General features: G+C 63.7%; 18 protein-coding genes. 2 read left to right on the forward strand and 16 right to left on the reverse strand.

From position 1 onward, the window contains the following. Positions 1-34: 34 nt before the first annotated feature. Positions 35-2,149 carry a PQQ-dependent dehydrogenase, methanol/ethanol family gene (locus tag FQ775_RS23545; protein ID WP_246730222.1) on the forward strand — a complete coding sequence of 705 codons (2,115 nt, stop codon included), beginning with the start codon at positions 35-37 and terminating at the stop codon, positions 2,147-2,149. Positions 2,150-2,883: 734 nt separating this feature from the next. On the opposite strand, the gene FQ775_RS23550 is transcribed toward FQ775_RS23545, so the two are convergent. From FQ775_RS23550 to FQ775_RS23625, 16 genes are all read right to left on the reverse strand, one after another. Continuing rightward, a complete protein-coding gene (locus FQ775_RS23550; RefSeq protein ID WP_146297525.1) occupies positions 2,884-3,735 on the reverse strand; it encodes a hypothetical protein in 852 nt (283 codons plus the stop codon). Between the two features lie 19 nt (positions 3,736-3,754). After that, positions 3,755-5,080 carry a TRAP transporter large permease gene (locus tag FQ775_RS23555; RefSeq protein WP_146297523.1) on the reverse strand — a complete coding sequence of 442 codons (1,326 nt, stop codon included), beginning with the start codon at positions 5,078-5,080 and terminating at the stop codon, positions 3,755-3,757. Between the two features lie 10 nt (positions 5,081-5,090). Then, the gene (locus tag FQ775_RS23560) at positions 5,091-5,594 is read right to left on the reverse strand and encodes a TRAP transporter small permease subunit (protein WP_167813146.1); all 504 of its coding nucleotides are present in this window, start codon (positions 5,592-5,594) and stop codon (positions 5,091-5,093) included. 79 nt (positions 5,595-5,673) lie between these two features. After that, on the reverse strand, positions 5,674-6,753 hold the full coding sequence (locus tag FQ775_RS23565; protein ID WP_167813147.1) for a C4-dicarboxylate TRAP transporter substrate-binding protein: 1,080 nt from the start codon (positions 6,751-6,753) through the stop codon (positions 5,674-5,676). Between the two features lie 40 nt (positions 6,754-6,793). Continuing rightward, positions 6,794-7,573: a citryl-CoA lyase gene (locus tag FQ775_RS23570; RefSeq protein ID WP_146297517.1), complete on the reverse strand. Its 780-nt coding sequence runs from the start codon at positions 7,571-7,573 to the stop codon at positions 6,794-6,796. Beyond that, a complete protein-coding gene (locus tag FQ775_RS23575) occupies positions 7,570-9,384 on the reverse strand; it encodes a CoA-transferase (protein ID WP_146297515.1) in 1,815 nt (604 codons plus the stop codon). The genes FQ775_RS23570 and FQ775_RS23575 overlap by 4 nt, the downstream gene beginning before the upstream one ends. Next, the gene (locus FQ775_RS23580) at positions 9,381-10,253 is read right to left on the reverse strand and encodes an amidohydrolase family protein (protein ID WP_167813148.1); all 873 of its coding nucleotides are present in this window, start codon (positions 10,251-10,253) and stop codon (positions 9,381-9,383) included. The genes FQ775_RS23575 and FQ775_RS23580 overlap by 4 nt, the downstream gene beginning before the upstream one ends. A gap of 49 nt (positions 10,254-10,302) precedes the next feature. Continuing rightward, positions 10,303-10,632: a carboxymuconolactone decarboxylase family protein gene (locus FQ775_RS23585; RefSeq protein ID WP_146297511.1), complete on the reverse strand. Its 330-nt coding sequence runs from the start codon at positions 10,630-10,632 to the stop codon at positions 10,303-10,305. A 15-nt stretch (positions 10,633-10,647) separates the two neighbouring features. Next, a complete protein-coding gene (locus FQ775_RS23590) occupies positions 10,648-11,436 on the reverse strand; it encodes a hypothetical protein (protein WP_146297509.1) in 789 nt (262 codons plus the stop codon). 53 nt (positions 11,437-11,489) lie between these two features. After that, positions 11,490-13,202 carry a class I adenylate-forming enzyme family protein gene (locus tag FQ775_RS23595; RefSeq protein ID WP_146297507.1) on the reverse strand — a complete coding sequence of 571 codons (1,713 nt, stop codon included), beginning with the start codon at positions 13,200-13,202 and terminating at the stop codon, positions 11,490-11,492. A gap of 19 nt (positions 13,203-13,221) precedes the next feature. Next, positions 13,222-14,508 (reverse strand): TRAP transporter large permease, encoded by a 1,287-nt coding sequence (locus FQ775_RS23600; protein WP_146297505.1) that lies wholly within the window; start codon positions 14,506-14,508, stop codon positions 13,222-13,224. Beyond that, a complete protein-coding gene (locus FQ775_RS23605) occupies positions 14,505-14,984 on the reverse strand; it encodes a TRAP transporter small permease (protein ID WP_146297503.1) in 480 nt (159 codons plus the stop codon). The genes FQ775_RS23600 and FQ775_RS23605 overlap by 4 nt, the downstream gene beginning before the upstream one ends. Positions 14,985-15,033: 49 nt before the next feature. Beyond that, positions 15,034-16,050 (reverse strand): DctP family TRAP transporter solute-binding subunit, encoded by a 1,017-nt coding sequence (locus tag FQ775_RS23610; RefSeq protein WP_206064807.1) that lies wholly within the window; start codon positions 16,048-16,050, stop codon positions 15,034-15,036. A 77-nt stretch (positions 16,051-16,127) separates the two neighbouring features. Beyond that, complete coding sequence (locus FQ775_RS23615; RefSeq protein ID WP_167813149.1) at positions 16,128-16,763, reverse strand: TetR/AcrR family transcriptional regulator; 636 nt, start codon at positions 16,761-16,763, stop codon at positions 16,128-16,130. 151 nt (positions 16,764-16,914) lie between these two features. Continuing rightward, a complete protein-coding gene (locus FQ775_RS23620; RefSeq protein WP_146297497.1) occupies positions 16,915-17,331 on the reverse strand; it encodes a carboxymuconolactone decarboxylase family protein in 417 nt (138 codons plus the stop codon). Between the two features lie 102 nt (positions 17,332-17,433). Continuing rightward, positions 17,434-18,345, reverse strand: coding sequence for a LysR family transcriptional regulator (locus tag FQ775_RS23625; protein ID WP_146297495.1), 912 nt, complete (start codon positions 18,343-18,345; stop codon positions 17,434-17,436). On the opposite strand from FQ775_RS23625, the gene FQ775_RS23630 reads away from it, so the two are divergent. Next, the gene (locus FQ775_RS23630) at positions 18,335-19,903 is read left to right on the forward strand and encodes an MmgE/PrpD family protein (RefSeq protein WP_246730223.1); all 1,569 of its coding nucleotides are present in this window, start codon (positions 18,335-18,337) and stop codon (positions 19,901-19,903) included. The two genes, FQ775_RS23625 and FQ775_RS23630, sit on opposite strands and share 11 nt — an antisense overlap. Positions 19,904-19,928: the final 25 nt, after the last annotated feature.

Raw genomic sequence — 19,928 nt, forward strand, 5'->3', positions numbered from 1 at the left:
TGGCGACGACATGCTTCGATCCCGGGAGGAAGCCATGCCACGAACAATGAGAACTGCCATACCCGCCGCTATGGCGGGCATCGCCGGCGCAGCCCTTTCGTTTGCCGCCGCGGCGCAAGAACTGTCAGCCGATGCCATCACACAGGCGATCTCGGCCGTGAATACCGAGGCGATCATCGCCAACAAGGAAGCGACCAGGAACTGGCCGACGCACGGCCTCGACTACGAGGAGACGCGTCACTCGAAGCTCGACGGCATCAACACGGAGAACGTCTCCAAGCTCGCGCTGGCATGGTCGGCCGGCCTCGATTCGCGCCGCGGCGTCGAGGCGACGCCGATCGTCGTCGACGGGGTCATGTATGTGACGGCCTCGTGGAGCATCGTTCACGCCTTCAACGCGGTCACGGGCGAAAAGCTCTGGGAATACGATCCCGAAGTCCCGAAGGACTATGCCTACAAGGGCTGCTGCGACGTCATCAATCGCGGCGTCGCCGTTTACGAAGGCAAGGTTTTCGTCGCCTCCTATGACGGGTTCCTGCACGCGATCGACGCCGCAACTGGCGCGCAAGCGTGGAAGATCGACACGATCGAAAACCGCGAGATGTCCTACACCATCACCGGCGCCCCGCGGGTCTACAAGGGCAAGGTGATGATCGGCAATGCCGGCGCCGAATACGGCGTGCGCGGCTACATTACCGCCTACGACGCGACGAGCGGCGAGCAGCAATGGCGCTGGTATTCGGTGCCGGGCGATCCTTCGAAGCCGTTCGAGGACGACAGCATGAAGGCGGCCGCCGAGACGTGGGATCCCGCCGGCAAGTGGTGGGAGGCCGGTGGCGGCGGCACCATGTGGGATTCTATGGCCTTCGATCCCGAGCTCGACCTGATGTATGTCGGCACCGGCAATGGCAGTCCCTGGAACCGCAACCTGAGGAGCCCGGCCGGCGGCGACAATCTCTACCTCGCCTCGGTGGTCGCGCTGAACCCCGATACCGGCGAATATGTCTGCCACCATCAGGAGACGCCGGGCGACAACTGGGACTACACCTCGACCCAGCACATCATCCTTGCCGACCTCGAAATCGAGGGCGAGGCGCGAAAGGTCTGGTTACACGCCCCGAAGAACGGCTTCTTCTATGTCGTCGACCGCACCAATTGCGATTTCATCTCCGCCGAAAAATTCGTCGAGGTGAACTGGGCGACCGGCTACGACGAGGAGGGTCGTCCAATCGAGGTCGATGGTGCGCGCTCGCGAACCGAGCCGTGGGAGACGATCCCGAGTGCGTATGGTGCCCATAACTGGCACCCGATGTCATTCAACCCGCAGACCGGACTGGTCTACATTCCGGCGCAGGGCGTGCCGCTCGTCCAGCAGCACAATCCGGACTGGCAGCTCAACACCCATGTGCCTGGGGCGGCCATGTCAAATCTGGGCTGGAACCTCGGCTACCTGTTCAACACCGTGGCGCCGACGGCGACGCCGTTCGGCCACCTGCTGGCGTGGGATCCGGTCAACCAGAAGGAAGTCTGGCGCGCCAACTACGTTTCTCCGTGGAACGGCGGCACACTGACGACCGCCGGCGGCCTCGTCTTCCAGGGTACGGCTGACGGCCGCTTCGTCGCCTATGATGCCAAGTCGGGCGAGATGCTCTGGCAGACACCCGTCGGCTCCGGCGTGGTTGCCGCGCCGAGCACCTGGGAGAAGGACGGCGTCCAGTATGTGACCGTCGCCGTCGGCTGGGGTGGCGTCTATGGCCAGATGCAGCGGGCGACCGAGAAGACCGGGCCGGGCAGGGTCTACACCTTCATGCTCGACGGCAAGGGCGAGATGCCCGAGATGGTCGAGCGCGAGCCCGCGACGCTTGTCGCAGGCGTGCCTTACAATCCCGAAGATATCGGGCCGGGTGCCGCGCTCTACGTATCGAGTTGCCTGTTCTGCCACGGTGTGCCGGGCGTCAACAATGGCGGCAACATCCCCAATCTCGGCTTCTCGAGTGCGGACACGCTGAACAATGCGGCGGAGCTGCTGCTGACCGGTGCGTTCGTCGAGGGTGGCATGCCGACCTTCGAGGGCAAGCTGACCGAGGACGAGGTGAAGAAGATCGTCGCCTTTATCCAGGGCACGGCTGACGCCGTGCGTCCCAAATAGCCGGTCACGCGATCGCGGGGAGCGCCGGATGCTCCTCGCGGTCCTTCTCGAACAGGTCGCAAGGAGAGCATATGACGACTGAGAACCGGACTGGTGCCGAGTGCAGTCTGCCGCTAACTCGTCTCTCCTGCAGTTCCCTGTTAAGAGGGAAATAACAGGGGACTCCCCTCGTTTTCGCCGAAATGCTCGCCGCGGCTGCAGCGAATAGCCCCGCTTCTTCCGAGACCTACGACCATTTTCCCCGCTTCTCATAACGGGGCAACCAATTCCGAAGAACAGCGAATGCCCGGCCAATAACAGGCGATCGAAGCCGAAGAACAGGGATTCCCGCTGCCATGTAGCGGGAACCCATTGTCGTTGGCTGGGAAGCGATTGTCGCTAGGTGGGAAACGATCTGCATTGAGTGGGAAACTACAGCCGGCAAACGGGAAGCGAGTGCCGACTATCGGCAAAGGATTGTCACAAGGTGCTAATCAATTGTTGGTCGACGGGAGCGGTATGTCCTCCCGTGGGCACACACGCGTCGTCGACGGGAAGCGTTTGTTTCAGCATGACACGGGTCGGATTGACTGAGAGAGCTGCGGGCCAGGCGATTGCAGGAGCAACTGCTCAGGTAGAACTTACGTCGGCGGGGGAGTAGATCACTGCTCCGCAACGCCAAGCGTTGTCGCCAAACTTTGTCGAACGATGGTGAACCCATCCTAGTGTCAGATCAACAAACACCCCATAATATTTCATCTGTGAGCGCGATATTTAAGCATCATGAGTGCCGCATCCTTTGCCATCATCCCGGCTTCGATGCCAATTGAGCTCGCCTTCGCATTGACGGCGGAAAGGATGCCGTCCCGGTAGGTGCTCATCCCGTCACCGATCCTGGCGCTGTCGGTCGAGACTGCCGCTCCGGGTACGTCCTTTGCATCGAGGACCGCGAGGCCGGAAATTCCGGAGCCGTCCTTGCAGCCACCGGCGTCGCTGCACATCACCCCAGCGAGGTCGAAGCGGGACGAGTAGGCCGCGGAGGTCCGGCCGAAATGCGAACCGGCGCACACGACGTCGCCCGCGTTGGCGGTGGTGATGAAAGTCACCGATCCCATGGCGATGACGCGTCCGACGTCGCCCTGCCAGGCTATCTCGACGGGACGGTGGACGTCGCCGATATCACGCCTGCGCTCCAGCATGCGGCGCGCGGCGTCGCGGATAGGCATGCCTTCCTCAATCCCGAGCTTTGCCGCGCTGTCGTTCAGATAGCCGACGACGCCATTGTCGTACATGTCCCGCCCGTCCGCGATGCGGCAGGACATCGTGGCGGCCGCCGCGCCGGGGATCTCCCGTGCTTCCAGCGCAAAAAGCCCATTCACGCCGGCCGCGTCCTTGCCGGGTCCCGCCGCGTGGCAGATGACGCCTTTCGGGTTCACCCGCAGAGGCCATCGGATCGAGAGCATGCCGCAAAACGAAGCGCCGATGAGGACGTCGCCCGAATTGTTGCGCGCATCCGCGAAGGTGATCGAATCCATGACGATGATGCGCCCGTCGAGAGTCTGCTCCACGATTTCCTGTGTTGTCGGGACTTCGGGTACTTCTGTCATGGTGGGGTCCTTGAAGTTGTCAGCGCACGCTGGCCGGAAGCCAGGTGACCAGCACGGGAAAGGCGAACAAGATTGCGAATATGACCAGGTCGAGCACGATGAAGGTGGTGATGCTGCGAAAGACCTTCTCCAGTTCCGCACCTTTCGCCATGTTCGCGACGATGAAGACGTTCACCCCCACCGGCGGCGTGATCAATCCGAGCTCAATCATCTTGACCGTCAGCACTGCGTACCACAGCCCGTCATAGCCGAGGCCCGTCACGACCACTGGATAGTAGAGCGGCACCGTGATGAGCAGGATGGACACTCCATCCAGAAACATCCCAAGGGGGATCAGCGACAGGAGCAAAAGCAGCACGAGAAGCCGGGGCGGCAGGTCGATGCCGAGGATCCACCCGGCGAAGGCATTGGGCACACCGGCCGAGACGATGAAGTAGGAGAAGATGCTGGCGCCGACGATGATCGCGAAGACCATGCTCGTGATCGAGGCACTGTCCCGCAGCGAAGCGAACAATCGCGACACAACGCCGGTTCCGTTCCAAATGGCCGAGACGAGCATGATGAGGAACGCAGCGAAGGCGCCAATCGCCGCGGCTTCCGTGGCCGTGATCAGGCCCGAATAAATCCCTCCCACGATGATCACGAAGAGCAGCAGGAGCTTGAACACGCCGCCGTGCCGCCCGCCATGCCCGGTTCCGGCCTCCTCGGCAGGGACGGACGCCTTGCGGTCGAAGCCGATCCCGAGGCGCGCGCAGACAAGTATCCCGACTCCCATGACCACGGCTGAGAGGATGCCCGGCACGATGCCGGCGATTAGCAGGCGGCCGATGGATTCGTTGGTGATCACGCCGAAGAGCACGAGCGCGATGCTGGGCGGGATCAGCACGCCCAGCGTACCGGCCGAGGCGACGATGGCGGCTGCGAATGCAGGGTTGAATCCGTAGCGGATCATCTCCCCGATCGTCAGGCGGCCTACGGTCGCCGCTGTCGCGACGCTCGATCCGCAGACGGCGGCAAATCCGGCGCAGGTCACGACCGTGGCCACCGCCACGCCGCCGCGGACGCCGCGCATCAGTCGGTTGGTGAGGCGGAAGAGGTCGTCGGCGATGTTTCCATGCATGGCGAAGATGCCCATGAGGATGAACATCGGCACAACGATCAGCGTGAAGGAGGAGGACGACTGGAAGGGGACGCTTCCGAGCGTCGCGCCCGCCACGGAGGTGCCGCGCAGCAGGATGAGCCCGAACGCACCACTGGCCGCAAGCGAGAACGCCACCGGCACCTCGATGAGGAGGAGCACGATCAGCGCGACGAAGACCAGCAGGACTATGAGTGATACGTCCATAGCCCGCCCGCTAGAAAGCCTGGTTTCCAGCCGGCAAGGCGGGAGCGCCCTCGCCAGTTCGCACCTGCCGGAACTGATCGGCGGCGCTCGGCAGAGCCTGCAGGATCAGCGCCGCCAGACCGAGCGGGATCGCGAGTCGCGCGGGCCAGACCGGAACCTGCAGCAGCCCGAACCGGACCTCGCCGGTGAGGAAGGATCGCCACGCGGTCTGGCCGGTGCGCCAGGTCATCCAGGCTACGATGCCGATCATGATGACGATGCCGACCAGGCGCAGGACCGCCGCCACGCGGAAGGGGAGGACCGAGGTGAAGACCTTCACCGAGACATGCTCGCCCCGCCGAAGCGCATAGGCCATCCCCAGGAACACGATCGCCACCATCAATTGCTCGACGATCTCCTGCACACCCGCGACCGAGCGGCCGGTGAACCAGCGCATTGCCGAATCCAGGCACGTCAGCACCATCATGGACATGACGCAGGCCGACGCCAGGATGGCGAACGCGGCGGAGATCATTTCGATCGGTTTCCTCATCGGCATCCAGTGAGAGGCGGGGCCGCGACGGCCTCGCCTCCCGTTCCTCTTTCGCTGTAGTCTAGTTCGCGTCGGCGCAGCGTTTCACGCCCGAGACATAGGTCGCCTCGGCTTCGTGCTTCGCCAGCGTGGCCTTGTAGTCCTCGAGGAATTCGGCCGCGGGCGCCCCGCGGGCGGACGCTTCCTCGATCCACTTCTTTTCGATGCTGTCGCCGACCGCCTCCCGGATGGTCTCGGTTTCCTCTTCCGAAAGCACGGAGACGGTACCACCCGACTCCTTGATCGTCCGGCAGACCTCGTCCTCGGTCTGCGTAAGGATCTCGATCACCTTGGAGGTGTATTCCGCGTTCACCTCGTTGATGATCGATTTCAGGTCGTCGGGCATGCCGTCCCACAGCGACTTGGTGATCGGCGTGGCGGCGAAGACGTAGTTGCCGGTGCCGGTGGCGAAGGTGTAGGGCGCGACCTCGTGCAGCTTCAGGGCCGGGACGACCTCGAAGGCGAAGCCGGAGTAGCCATCCAGGGTGCCGCGCAGCAGCGCCTCGTAAATCTCAGGCGCGGCGATGGCCACCGGATTGGCGCCGATCGCCTGGAGAACCTGGTTGACGTAGCCGAGGCCGCGGATCGACTTGCCCTTCATGCCTTCCAGCGTGGTGACGTTCTCCCGCATGCCGACGATGTTTTCCGACAGCGGATTGAAGAACATCACGTGGACGCCCTTGCTCTCCCATTCGTTGCGGAAGGCCTCGTTGCGTTCGTAGAGTTCGGTGAAGGTGAGCATCTGCGCTTCAGCGTTGGCCGTCATGAACGGCAAGCCGACGATGCTCGACAGCGGCAGTTCGGCGGGGTGATAGGCATTGGCGACGTAGCCGAGGCTGGCGCGGCCGTCGGCGACCCCCTGAAGAATATCCGTGGCCGGCAGCAGGGAGCCTTGGTAGAAGAACTCGACCTGGACGCGGCCGTCGGTGCGCTTCTCGATCTCCTGCGCCCACCATTCCTGCGCGCGGCTCTGCGCCGCACCCTTGCCGATATAGCTCGCGAACTGGAGATCGTATTCCGCAGCCCAGGCCGGAGCGGCGAATGTCATCGTTGCCGCCGTTCCCGCAAACAGGCCGGCGATAAGCATTTTGATCCTGGTCATCGTTTCCTCCCTTTCTTCGTTGACGGCGCGGTTCGTACAGCTACGCGCCCTGTGGATCGGAATAATCCGAATTCTCCTCGACGAGGTTCCAGATCGCCTGCGCGGACGGGCGGTTGAGCTCCTCGAAGACATGGCCGATCAGGCCGATGGTGCGTGCAACCAGCCCGATTCCGCGTACCGCACGCCAGTCGATTCCGATGTCGGATGCGATGGCGCCCACTGCCGCGACCGCGTTGAAGGTCAGGTGCTTGCCTCGCTGCTTGCAGGCCGCCTCGTGGATGGCGAGCATCAGGTCGGTGTGCGCGCGCGGTGCGCCGAGTTCGCGCTGCATGGCGAGGAGCTTTTCCGAGCGCGGGTCGACGGGATGGTGCGGATGCCCGAGACCCGGTATCCGCCTGCCCTGTTTCTCATAGGCGTCAACGATCTTTTTCGCCTTCTCGGCGGAACTTCCTTCGTACCCCGCGGCCTCCACCTGGAGAATGCGTGCGACGTTGCTGGTGGGGCCGACGAAGACGTCACCGGCGCCGAGAAGCCCGCTCGCGACCGCTCCCTGGAAGGATTCCGGGGCGCCGAAGATCGTCAGCCGAGCCGCGATGACACTGGGCATCATCCCGTGCTCGGCGATGGAAACAATCATGGCGTTGAGGAGCCGGTTCTCGACCTCGTCCGGAAGGCGGCCAGTGACTTCGAGGAAGAACAGCGACGCGGCGTCGACCTTGCCCATCAGGTCGTCGACCAGGTCCCGTCCGCGGACGGTTATGGTATCCGACGTCAGGGTTCCCATACTGGTCTCGATGCGGGGCTGCGACCTCGGGCTCATCGGGCGGCTCCTTGCTCGCGCTCGGCGCTGTAATCGAGAAAATCGTTGCGGATGTCGTAGAGACGCAGTTTCAGGAGATCCTCGCGCCGCGGCGGCTCGGCCGCCCTGAGCCGTTCACTGACCACGAGGTCCCACCCACATTGCGAACGGATATGGGCGACCGTCTCGTCCCTCGACTGGTCGGGGAGCGGGAAGTAGCGGGTCAGTGCGAAGCGACCCGCCTCCTTCTCGTAGACGCCGAGGTCTGTGACGAGCGTGGAGACGTTCTTTCCGGGGCTGGTGACATAGGGGAGCGTGTCGACCAGCCGGTGGCGGGACTGCTGTGTGACCGCTATCGTGTCGGCTGCACCGGAGGTGATGTCGTTCGCACCGCCCGAGCCGAGGAGGAAGCGGCCGTCGCCCGTCTGGGTCGAATTGATGTTACCGGCGCTGTCGATCTGACCGGCACCGATGATGGCGATGCAGTTGTTGTGGCGGCCGGAGACATAGAGACCCAGCACCGCTTCCACGCCGGTCATGCTCTTACAGGTGGGAAGGTTGCGGTTCGAGAAGATGAAGGGCTCGCCGGCCTTGGGCAGGTATCCATACAGCCCGATCTCGGCCACGAGTTCGGCCGGAATGCCCTCCTCGTGCTGGAGCTTAGCGACAGCCAGCCAAGCGGCAAGATTGGCAAGGCCGACGCCCGCCTCCACAATCGTACGCCCCTCGTCGCGCACCTTCGCCTCAACGGCTCGCGCCGCCTCCACCACCATCAGCTCCCGGCTGTCGTAGCCCTCGATCCCGCTCAGTCGTTTCAGGGTGGCGGGTGCGACGTCGTCCATCCAGGCGTCGGAGGGCGCCCTGCCTCGCAGGGCGTCGAGCCGATCGACTCCGAGCTTGGCGACGTAGTCCTCGTGACTGTCGACGCCGAGAATCCAATCCCTCACCCATTCGTCGAAGAGCTCGGGCGTCTTGGAAGCCGCACGGATTTGAGCGAACGCATGGAAATCCTCGACATATGCCGGCACGCCCAGCCCCTCGGGCGCATAGATCGCATAAGGATGGCAGCCGAACGGAGCCTCGGAGACGCTGAGCACGCGGTAGGCGGGGATCTTCACCAGATGCGCGTGGCGCCGCACGACATCGGGCGAAACGATGCGCTCTACGGTCGCCACCACGCCCTTGCTTGCCGCAAAGGCCGAAATGTCGCCCTCGCCGAAGGGCGGTGACAGTATGATGTTGCCCTCGGTATCGGCAGCCAGCCCGTGGACGAAGGTCACGTCGGGGATGAGCGGCTTGACGACGCCGATCTTCTGGCCCGTTCCGAAAGGATCGTCGATCTCGGCATAGCACTCGTTGTCGGCCAGCGAGCTTCCGCCCCACGACCGTGTGGGAGCGAAGGGAAAGCCGTAGGCGCCGGCGGCCAGCCGTTGCGACAGGACCAGCAGCGAGTGGTTCTCAACCTCGACGTCGCCGCTGTCGATGGCTTTCTGGAACAGGCGATTCGGGCCTGGCGTGGGATAGTTCTCGCCAACGAAGGAGACGATCAGGCGCTTGGCAATCCGCTCGGTGACGAGCGAGGCCTGGTTGGCGACGAGGCCGGCGCTGACGATCGTGAAGCCCGGATCGCGCCCCGCGAAGACGCGCACCAGCGCGTTGCTGGCCGCCATCGGACGGCCTTCCGAATAGGCGAAGTGCAGCAACATGCCGGGCTCGACATGGGCGCGGATGGCATCATCAAGCGGCATGACCTTGGAGCGGCCGAAGCGGCCGTCCGCCGGTTCGGCAAACATCGCCCTCAGCGCTTCGCGATCCGTGGGCAGAGCGTTCATTGCAAGCCGCCCGCCTTGAGTGACTTGAAGACCTTCTCGGCGGCGCCGCGCATCAGCAGCGCGCGGCTCTCCGGCTTCAGGTCGATCGCCGCTACTTGCTCAAGGCTGTCCTTGTGGCGCACGACGGGGAAATCGGTGCCCCACAGCACCTTTCCCTTGCCCCGGCTGTCGAGAAAGCGGACGAGCTTCTGATCCCAGTATTTGGGCGCGTGTGCGCCGCAGCCGATGTAGAGATTGGGGTGCTTCCAGGCCATCGCGATCAGTTCCTCCACCCACGGCCACCCGGTGTGGGAGGCGACGATCCGCAGGTCCTCGAAGTAGAGCGCCACGTCGTCGAGGTGGATCGGCCGGGTCATCTCCGAGGGCATCTTCTCGGCCGAGTGGCCGCTCTGCACTATGACTGGAATGTCGAGTTCCACGCACTTGGCGTAAATCGGATAGAGTTCGCGGTGGTTCAGCGGGATGCCCCAGCCGTTGCAGTGGATGTGGGCGCCTTCGAAGCCCCACTCGCGCACGGCGATCTCGAGCTGCCGCACGGCTCCCATCCCGAGCGATATGTCGATGCCGAAGAGACCTCCGACCCGGCCGGGGCAGCCCGCCATCAACTCTCGGACGTCGTCCGCCTCGACGGACAGGATCGGCGCGCGACGCTTGTAGCTCTGCATCTTGAAGCTCGGAACGTAGACCTTCTCGATGCGGCACTCGTCGAGCAATTGGACGAACTGGTCGGGCTGGTAGCCCTTGATGCGTTCGTCCATGCTCCACCACTTGACGACGGGGGCGAGTTCCTCGTTCTCCGTGTACATCTTGCGCAGCCCGTCGGGCGTGAAGATGTTGGTCCAGTAGTCGATGGCCATTGGCTGGGTCATGCGATGCGGTCTCGGCGTCCTGTCTTCGTTCGGTTCGGCACGACGCCGGTCACTTCTTTTCGTCCACGGTGAGCTGGTCCCCGAGCGCTTCGATGCCGTCGATGAAGGCGGTGAAACCCGCGGTGAGCGAGGCGAGCGCAAGCGCCTCCACGACCTCCTTGTCGGTGGCGCCGTGGTACATCGCCTCGCTGCCATGTGTGCGGATGGAGGAGCCGTAGCGGACGGCCGCGGAGCAGGCCATCAGGATCAGCTCCTTGTATTTGCGTGGGATTTCCGATTCCTGCCCCAGCGCATAGCCGGTATAGCCACTGATGCGCGTTTCGAGTTCGGGATCGATCGTCTTGATGACATCGCGCCAGTTGTGCTTGCGTTCGTACATTCGAAAACCTCCCTATCATTTCGTGCCGGATGCGCGCCGGAGCATCAGCCGTGCGGCCTCCGTGGCCGGTTGGCCTTTTTCGATTCCGATCGAGGCCGCCGTTTCGTTGAGGGCCGAGATGCGGCCCTGGAAATAGGTGCTGCGGGCATCGCCGACGCGCGCCGTGGCGCAGCTGACCGCCGCTGCAGGCATGCCGATGCCGTCGAGCTGCGCGAGTCCGGCGATGCCGGACTGGTCCTTCGACGGCCCCGCGTCGTTGGTGATTACTCCGGCCAGCCGGTAGTCCATGTCCTCGACGTAGTCGGCCATGGCCCGAGCGGCGTGGGAGCCCATGCACAGGACCCCGCCCGCAATGCGGGAATCCGCATACTTCACGGTGTCGAGGGCGTAGACGCTGCCCAGTTCGTCCGCGTGCACCCTGATCTGCCGGCGCGCGGGCGCGCGGAAGGCCGGGTTGCGGTCGAGCAGCATCTGCGCGGCCTCACGCACCGCCATGCCTTCGGAAATGCCCATCAGCCTCGCGGCCTGGTTGGCCCGCGAAACCGTGCCGTTCTCGTACATGTCTCGGCCGTCGGAGATCCGGGCGGAGTTTCCATCCACCGTTGCGCCGGGGATAAGGTAGGCATCGAGAAGCTTGAGGCCACTCACGCCGCCTTCGCCGAGGCCGACGCCGGCATCGTGCACGAAGACGCCGCGCGGTCGGCACCAGACCATCAGCTGGGTGGCGCACGGGGCGCCATGCGAGCCGCATATCAGGACGTCGCTGACGTCGTTGCGCTCGTCCACGTGGCCGACGGAATCCATCGCGACGATCCTGCCGCGCGGACCATCGACCATCACGTGCTGGGGCCAGTCCGTCATTGCTGCGTCTCCGGTTGCAGGACGAGCCCCGCCCCGGCATCGGCCTCAACGAGGGCGGCGGTGCGCGCGGTCAGGTCCTTCTTCTTCAGTTTTCCGGCCGGCGTCATCGGCAGGTCGCCGGACTCGTAGAAAAACACCCGGCGCGGCGCCTTCTGCGAGGTCATGGTCCGCCGGCAGAACTCCACGATCTCGACCGGATCAATCGTCGTGCCTTCGGCGCGTGCGATCCAGGCTGCCGGAACGTTGCCCAGGCGCCGGTCGGCCACTGGGACGATGAAGGCCTCCTTCACGCCCGGCAGCTGCTCGAGCTTGTTCTCGATCTCGGCGGGATAGATGTTGAAGCCGCCGACGGTGAACATGTCATCCACCCGGCCGGTGATGTAAAGGAACCCCTCCTCGTCGAAAAAGCCGACGTCGCCGGTGCGGAACCAGCCGTCCTCGGTAATGGCCGCCGCCGTCTTGTCGGGCATCCCGTAGTAGCCGCGTCCGACGCAGGAGCCAGGGTAGCGATCGCCCAGGATGATCTCGCCCTGCGCGCCGGCGGGCATGTCCTCGAACGTGTCGGAGTTCACCACCCGCACCACGGCACTCTTCAGCGGCTTGCCCACCGATTTCAGCCGTTTGTCGCGCGGATGGTGGCGGGTGGAGACTGTGGAGAGCCCCCCGCATTCGCTGAGGCCCCAGGCCTGCATGATGTTTTCGGCGCCGAGGACCTCGAGGATCTCGCGCATGGTGGTGTCAGTCAGGGGCGCGCCGGCGACGTGGCCGCCACGCACCGAGGAGAGGTCGCGCTGCGATACGTCCGGATGGTCGAGCATCATGCGGAACATGCTCGGCGTGCCTGGAATGTAGGTGACCTTTTCCGCCTCGATCAGCCGCAGCGACTGTGCCGCGTCGAACTGCTCGGTGATCACCACCTTCGCGCCATTGCGGATGCCGAGTGCTGCGCCATAGAGGCCGCCGAAATTGGTGAACAAGGGGACGTGGCAGAGGATGACGTCATCGGGGCCGAGTTCGGCCATCTGCGACCACTGACCGATGGTGGTCAGGTTCGTGACGTGCATCGACATGCCGCCCTTGGGAAAGCCGGTGGTTCCCGAGGTGTACATGATGTTCATCAAGTCGAAGGGCGAGACGGAGGTCTGGCGCTTGAGAAGCTCGTAGTCGGAGACCTCGTTGTCGCCGCGGGTGCAGACATCGTCGAAGCTGTGGCGGCCCGGCAGATCCTCGCCCTCCCCGGCCAGGATCACGCGCTTCAATGCGGGGAACTTGGCGCTCGCAAAGGCATTCCGGTCAGTGGTCCGCAGTTCGGGGATGGTCTCTTCCAAGATCGCCAGCGCGTCGATCTTGCCGAGGAAACTGTCGGCCATGATCAGCGTGGAGACCTGCGCCTGGTCGAGCGCGTATTCCAGTTCCGGCCTGCGATAGTAGCTGTAGAGCGGCAGAAGCGTCGCGCCGACCTTGTAGATGGCGAACTGACAGACCACCCAGTCGATGCTGTTGGTCATCCAGATCGCGGCCACGTCGTCCTTGCGCACGCCGAGCGCGATCAGCCCTTTGGCGAAGCGGTCCACCGCGGCACCGAACTCGGCATAGGTCATCGTTTGATCTTCGAAGACAAACAGCGTCTTCTCGCCGTGGCGCTCGACTTGGCGATCGAGCACATCGGCCCAGGTCGTGAGGGCATCGACGTACCATTGATCTCTCATCGGTCGCTCTCCCCGTCTGTCATTTGGGCATCGTGGACGGCAACCACAGCGTGATCGCCGGAAAGAGGTAGAGGAGGACGAGCGCAAACATCGACACAGCCACGAACGGCAGGATCTCGCGGAGAATCTCCTCGACTCGGACGTCCAGCACGCGCGCGGCGACGAAGAGGTTCACCCCGACCGGCGGCGTGAACTGGCCGATTGCCACTGCAACCGCGACGAAGACGCCAAACCAGGTCAGGTCAATACCCTGTGCGCGCACCGCCGGTATCAGGAGCGGCACCAGGATAAGGTAGATCGAGGCGCCGTCGATGAAGAGCCCGGCGATGAGGAGCACGATCGCGGCGAGCAGGAAGACCTGCCATTCGGCGCTGACCGACGACGAGAAATCCGCCACCCAACGCACGACAGTCCCGTCGATCGTGATGACCCAGGAGAAAAGCGAGGCGCAGGCGACGATGAAGAGCACAACGGCGGTGTCGATCATCGTCACGCGTGCGATCTCCCGCAGATGCCGGAAACCAATCTCGCGATAAATGAAGATGCCCACCAGCAGACCGTAGACGACGGCGACCCCGGCCGCCTCAGTCGGCGTGAAGATGCCGAGGTAGATCCCGCCGATGATGAACAGCGGCGCCATCAGGCCGAAAACGCTTTGCGCGAAGGCGCCGATAACGGCTGGGAGCGAGAACCGGTCGCGTGGCGGATCGTAGGACCGGCGCACACAGATGATCCAGGCACAGATGGCGATCAGCACGCCGAGCAGGATGCCCGGCAGGATGCCGGCAACGAACATGCGACCGATCGAGACGCCGGGTACGGCCACGCCATAGAGAATGAAGGCGATGCTCGGTGGAACGACGAGCCCCAGCGCTCCGCCGGCGGAAATGACCGATGCGGCGAAGCCCTTCGAATAGCCGCGCTCGCGCATGATGGGGCCGAGCGTTGCGCCGAGCGCGGCGGTGTCGGCCGGTCCGCTGCCCGACAGTCCGCCGAGCAGCACCGAGACGCCGCTGGTCACGATCGCGGTCTTGCCGCGCACGCGGCCGACCAGCGAATCGACAAGCCCGAAGAGACGCCGCATGATGCCGGAGCGATCGAACACGTTGCCGGCCAGGATGAAGAAGGGAATGGCGAGAAGCTCGATCTTCTGCAGGGAGGAGAACAGGATGGAAGCGACGAAACTCAGGTTGCCCTGCATCATGTAGCCCACGACCATTGCGGAGGCGCCGAGCGCGATGGCGACGGGAACGTTGATGGCGATGAAGACCGCCAGCAAAAGGATGAGCAGGACGGTGTCGTTCATTGCCGTCCGCCGTTGAAATATCCGCGCAGTACCCGGACGAGCATGAGCGCAGCGCCCAACGGCATGAAGACCGAGAACAGCCAGAGAGGCATGTTGAGCAGCCCCGAGGTCAATCCCAGCCCTGCCTGTCCGGCGACGAGATGGACGCCGCTGTAGACGACCCCGAGAAGGAAGCCGGCTATGACGAGCAATCTCACGAGTTCCGAGACCTTGCGCGGGGCAGCCGGCAACAGCGGAATGAAGACGGAGACGCCGAGGTGCGCCATCGCACGTTCGGCGGTCGCGATGCCGAGCCAGTAGAAGGCCACGCTTCCCAGGATCATGAGTTCGAAGAGTTCGCCGATCGCATGATTGAAGACATAGCGAGCAGCGATGCTGACCGTGTTGAGGGCGAGCAGGACCAGCAGCGCGGCTTCGAGCACCCTGTGCTCGATGACCACTGCGGTCGGGATGCGCGGCTGTCGCTGTTCGGCCATGAGGATCTCGCGGAAGGTACGGCGCGGCCGGGGCCGCGCCGGTTCCGTGCTAGTTACCCATCGCCGACTTCATGAGATCCGCGCCTATAGTCGGCTCCCACTCCGCGTAGATGGGTGCCATCTTCTCGCGGAAAGCCGCGATCTGTTCAGGGGTCAGCGTCGTGACTTCGAGCGACTTCTCGATTTCCTCGAGCAGCTTGGTGTCGGCCGCCGACTGCTCCGCGCGATGCCAGGACGCGGCCTCCTTCGCCGCGGTCGTGAATATCTCCTGCTCCGTGGAACTCAGGGCGTCCCATAGCGCCTGGTTTGTCAGGATGCCGATCGCGTCCGCCGAATAGTTCCAGATCGTCATGTAGTCTTGGACTTCGTGGAAGTTGGACACATAGATCAGGCTGATCGGGTTCTCCTGGCCATCGACAACACCCTGCTGAAGGGCGCCGTAGAGCTCGCCGAAGCTCGTCGGCACGGGATTGACGCCCATGGCCTTAAATACATCCTGATAGAGCTTTAGGCCCGGCACGCGCAGGGTCAGGCCGTCGAGGTCCTCCGGCCTGGTGACCGGACGCTCGTTGTTGGTGAGCTGACGGAATCCGCTGGTCGAGAACCCCCCGAGCGGCTTCACTCCCTTTTCCGACAATCCGTCCCACACTCTCTGCCCCGGGCCGTCGATCAGTGCGAAGAGCTCCTCCTCTGACGGAGCGATCCACGGCATGGAAAAGAGGCTGAAGCGCGGATCGACGATGCTCAGAATGATGCTGGAATGGAAGGTGAAGTCGACCGTGCCGTTCTGCAGCAGTTCGAATTCGGCGACCTGGTTGCCGTTCGAGAGCTGGCCGTCGGGATAGACGGTGATCTCGATCTTACCTCCGCTCGCCTCCTCGACGTTGTCGGCGAAGCGCTGCGCCGCCTGCGTCCACGGGGAATTGGCCCCGACGGACATCGCGAAGCGCAGGCTGCGCTCTTGTATGTCATCCTGTGCGAGCGCCGAACCCATTCCAAATGCAAAGACGCCGGCTGCCGCAAGCGCTTTGAGGGCGGCTGCCGCCGCGCACATTCTTTGTTTCATCTCTGCTTCCTCCGCTGTGTAGCTTCTTTTCTTGCAGAAGGCGAACGCCGGCCCGAGCTCCATAGGGCCGGCGCCGCTTACGTCCCGGCGCCAGGACCGGGAATTCCCAGTCCAGCCAGGATAAATTCAAAAATCGCCTGCTCCGCTTCTTCGCGGTCGCTGTAAAGCGAAAGGTCCCACCAGCGCAGGGCGACGATGGCGGGAACGAAAGATAAAAGGTTCGCCGAAATCCGCGTGTTGGAAAAACGCAGCCGCCCGCCATCGGCGACGTAGCCGTCGAGCAGTTGCTGGAACTGTCGGATGAAGCGCGCCACCGCCTTCAGGACGAGCTTGCGGTCAGGTTTCTGAAGCGCATGGACCTCGTTGTAGAGGAGAACCAGTTCGTCACGGTGATCGAACATCACCGCCATGATGCCTCTCAGCGCATTGATCAGGCGCGCGTAGGGGTCCACGTATTCGCGCATCACGCCGTCGACGCTCGCTGAATAGAGCCCCACAAGGTGCTCGCAGACCAGATAGAGGATGTCGTCCTTGGAGCGAACGTAGTTGTAGATGTTGCTCTGAGTGACCCCCGCTTCCTCGGCAATGCAGCGCGTAGTCGCGCCGTGGAATCCTTTGCGACGGAATACCGCGATCGCGGCGCGGACAATGCGTTCGCGTGTCTCGATGACTCGCGTCGTGTCCTGAACCTGCGCGTTGATCGCCCGCTGCACGTAGGGTTCTCCATCCGTGATTCACGGACCAGGTAATCCTGATCAGCTGATCAGGACTTGCTACCTGATCGCCCGATCAGAGTCAAAGCGATGAAGCTTTTCTTGCGTTCGTTGTTGCTGAATGGACGGTGCAGCTCGCACGAACGGGCAGTTAGAGAAGGCCACGATGCCCTTCGTAGTCGGGGCTCTCATCCAAGCCGCGCGCTTTGATCACTGCGTTGGCGGAGGTCAATGCCGTCGCCACCGCCGGGAACCCGACATAGGGCAACGTTTGGACGATGACCTCCTCGATCTCCGTGAGGGTGAGACCGTTGTTCAGCGCTATGTTCATGTGGATCCCGAACTCGTTCGGCTGCCTCAGGGCGATCATCACTGCCATCGATACGAGGCTGCGCTGTTTGCGGTCGAGCGCCTCGCGCATCCAGATCTCGCCGAAGGCTTGGTCGATCGCGTAACCTGCGACATCCGCCCCGAAGGTCTTCGACTCTGCCGAGGTGATGAGCCGTTCGGCCATCTCCGCACCCATCATCTGCCTGATAACCGCCGTTCCATCTTGCCTGCGATTCATGTCGTCCTCCGCGTCGGGTTACTGGTTCCGACAGCCAATCGTGCGGTCGGCGACGTTCGCTTTCGCGGAAGTCTGAATGCGTCCAGTCTAAACGGACAGGGTTCAGGGTCGAGCCTGCGAACTCTGCGCGATCAGATGCTCGACGAGTTCGCGGCCGAAGGACGGCAGGTCCTCGAGCGACTGAACACAGATTTTCAGTTCGCGCACTGCCCAGGGATTTAAGAGCCGCACGACGACGATGTCATGGCTTTGCTTAAGCCGGTGCGCGACGGAGCCAGGAAGAATGCCGACGCCAACGCCGGCCTCAACCATCCGGCACAGCGATCCAAAGCCTGCGACCTTGATGCGGATGTCCAGTTCTACGCCCATGTCCGCGACAATGTTTTCCATGAAGCCGTGAATGGCGCTTCCCTGTTGCAGAGAGACGAAGCTCAGCGCGGACACCTCGGCGAAGTCGATCTCAGTCCGCGTAGCGAGTGGATGACGGCTCGGGACAGCCAGGACCAGACTGTCCTCTTGATAGGGCAGCACCTGGAGTTCGTCGGTGCGGATGTTGCCGGCAAGGATGCCGATGTCGGCAGACCCATCGGCGACGGAGCGCGCGATCTCGGGGCTCAGCCGCTCTTCCAGTTCCACGTCCACATGAGGATGGGAAGTCAGATAGGAACCAAGTGCGCGGGGCAAGATTTCGGTGATAGCAGTGGTGTTGGCCAAGACGCGAATGCGGCCCCTGAGACCGCGGGAAAAAGACTGCAAGTCGCCATGCAGCCGCTCCAGGTCGCGGAAGACCCGCCGGGCATGCGTCAGCAGGGAATCGCCTGCCGGCGTCAGTGTCACGCCCTTGCTGCGCCGCATGAACAGCGGCGTGCCCAGAGCTTCTTCCAGGTTCTTGATGCGCATCGAGGCCGCACCGACCGACAGATGTACCCTTTCTGCCCCGCGCGTCAGGTTGCCGGCCTCAGCGATGCTGATGAACAGGCGAAGGTCGACGAGATCGTAGCGGATGCTGGTCATGGGCCCCTTCGAATCACCGCCCCGTTCATTTCTACTGAAAACTTCTTTCCCGAATAACGAATTGCCGGCCGCGGTCCGGCATGGTGGAAGCCATTCGTCGTGGACGGCTCGCGGCGTGAACGAATGCCGTCTACCACTTAGCGGAGGTAAAATCATGCGTGACGAGAAGACTGATCTTCCTGGCGCGGAACTGGCGGCCTTCGCCGCCGGGATTCGCTATAAGGATATACCGGCCGATGTCGTGGCCCGGGCAGTCGATCTCTTCGTCGACTGGGTGGGCTCCGCGCTTGCCGGCAAGGGCGTGCGCCCGGTCGAGATCCTGTCCGGTTTCGCGACGTCCATGGGACCGGCGCACGGACCGTGCGAGATCCTGATCGACCGTTCCTCGTCGTCGCCGCTCTTCGCCGCTCTGGTGAACGGGGCCTCCTCGCACGTGGCCGAGCAGGACGACGTCCACAACGGCTCGGTGTTCCATCCCGCCGCCGTGGTCTTTCCGGCCGCGCTGGCGCTCGCGCAGGCGCACCGAGCATCGGGACGGGAGTTCATCGCGGCTATCGTGGCCGGCTACGAAGTGGGTATCCGCGTCGGGGAGTTTCTCGGTCGCTCCCATTACAAGATCTTCCATACGACCGGTACGGCCGGGACGATCGCAGCTGCGGCGGCATCGGCGCGATTGCTGGACCTGACGCCCGAGGGAATGCTCCACGCCTTCGGGTCCGCCGGAACTCAGGCGGCAGGGCTATGGGAATTCCTGCGCGACGGCGCCGACTCCAAGCCTCTGCACACCGGCAAGGCCGCCGCCAACGGATTAATGGCAGCCTGTCTTGCGAAGGACGGGTTTACCGGCGCGAAGCAGATCCTCGAAGGACGCCAGGGTGTCGCGGCCGGCATGTCGAGCGATGCCGATCCTGCCAAGCTGACCGACCGGCTGGGCACCCGCTGGGCGCTTGCGGAAACCTCTTTCAAGTTCCACGCCTCGTGCCGGCATACCCATCCGGCGGCGGACGCGCTGCTGAAGGCAATGCGTGAAAATAGCCTTGCAATGGCCGACATCACCAGCGTAACCGCGCACGTTCACCAGGGCGCGATCGACGTGCTCGGCCCGGTGGTCTCGCCTGCAAGCGTCCACCAGGCAAAGTTCTCCATGGGCACGACGCTGGGCCTGATCGCAGCTTTCGGCCGCGCCGGTATGAACGAGTTCGACCAGGCTTACGCCCGGCAGGACGTGGCGGCTTTCCGCGACTGCGTCCGTATGGAACTCGATGCCGAAATAGACGAAGCCTATCCGGCACGCTGGATCGGAAAGGTGATGGTCGAGACGGTCGACGGCCAGCGCTTCGAGGCACGGGTCGACGAACCGAAGGGCGATCCGGGCAACACGCTCTCGCGGGACGAGATCGAGACGAAGGTGCGCGGGCTGGCGGCCTTCTCGGGCGCGGTCTCACCACCAGAACTGGATGAGTTGTTGCTGCAGTTGTGGGCGATCGGCCGGCGGGACGCGATCGGCACGCTTTTGCCGGCTCGCGAGGAGGCCGGCGCAGGCATGGCAATCGCATGATGACAGGAACGGACGGGCAGACATG

It is taken from the genome of Nitratireductor mangrovi (genome assembly GCF_007922615.2).
Classification (GTDB): domain Bacteria; phylum Pseudomonadota; class Alphaproteobacteria; order Rhizobiales; family Rhizobiaceae; genus Mangrovimarina; species Mangrovimarina mangrovi.

Coding starts and splice junctions, on each gene's coding strand:
- FQ775_RS23545 (WP_246730222.1), top strand. CDS start 35: ATGCCACGAACAATGAGAACTGCCATACCCGCCGCTATGGCGGGCATC.
- FQ775_RS23550 (WP_146297525.1), bottom strand. CDS start 3,735: ATGACAGAAGTACCCGAAGTCCCGACAACACAGGAAATCGTGGAGCAG.
- FQ775_RS23555 (WP_146297523.1), bottom strand. CDS start 5,080: ATGGACGTATCACTCATAGTCCTGCTGGTCTTCGTCGCGCTGATCGTG.
- FQ775_RS23560 (WP_167813146.1), bottom strand. CDS start 5,594: ATGATCTCCGCCGCGTTCGCCATCCTGGCGTCGGCCTGCGTCATGTCC.
- FQ775_RS23565 (WP_167813147.1), bottom strand. CDS start 6,753: ATGACCAGGATCAAAATGCTTATCGCCGGCCTGTTTGCGGGAACGGCG.
- FQ775_RS23570 (WP_146297517.1), bottom strand. CDS start 7,573: ATGAGCCCGAGGTCGCAGCCCCGCATCGAGACCAGTATGGGAACCCTG.
- FQ775_RS23575 (WP_146297515.1), bottom strand. CDS start 9,384: ATGAACGCTCTGCCCACGGATCGCGAAGCGCTGAGGGCGATGTTTGCC.
- FQ775_RS23580 (WP_167813148.1), bottom strand. CDS start 10,253: ATGACCCAGCCAATGGCCATCGACTACTGGACCAACATCTTCACGCCC.
- FQ775_RS23585 (WP_146297511.1), bottom strand. CDS start 10,632: ATGTACGAACGCAAGCACAACTGGCGCGATGTCATCAAGACGATCGAT.
- FQ775_RS23590 (WP_146297509.1), bottom strand. CDS start 11,436: ATGGATTCCGTCGGCCACGTGGACGAGCGCAACGACGTCAGCGACGTC.
- FQ775_RS23595 (WP_146297507.1), bottom strand. CDS start 13,202: ATGAGAGATCAATGGTACGTCGATGCCCTCACGACCTGGGCCGATGTG.
- FQ775_RS23600 (WP_146297505.1), bottom strand. CDS start 14,508: ATGAACGACACCGTCCTGCTCATCCTTTTGCTGGCGGTCTTCATCGCC.
- FQ775_RS23605 (WP_146297503.1), bottom strand. CDS start 14,984: ATGGCCGAACAGCGACAGCCGCGCATCCCGACCGCAGTGGTCATCGAG.
- FQ775_RS23610 (WP_206064807.1), bottom strand. CDS start 16,050: ATGAAACAAAGAATGTGCGCGGCGGCAGCCGCCCTCAAAGCGCTTGCG.
- FQ775_RS23620 (WP_146297497.1), bottom strand. CDS start 17,331: ATGAATCGCAGGCAAGATGGAACGGCGGTTATCAGGCAGATGATGGGT.
- FQ775_RS23630 (WP_246730223.1), top strand. CDS start 18,335: ATGCTGGTCATGGGCCCCTTCGAATCACCGCCCCGTTCATTTCTACTG.
- FQ775_RS23625 (WP_146297495.1), bottom strand. CDS start 18,345: ATGACCAGCATCCGCTACGATCTCGTCGACCTTCGCCTGTTCATCAGC.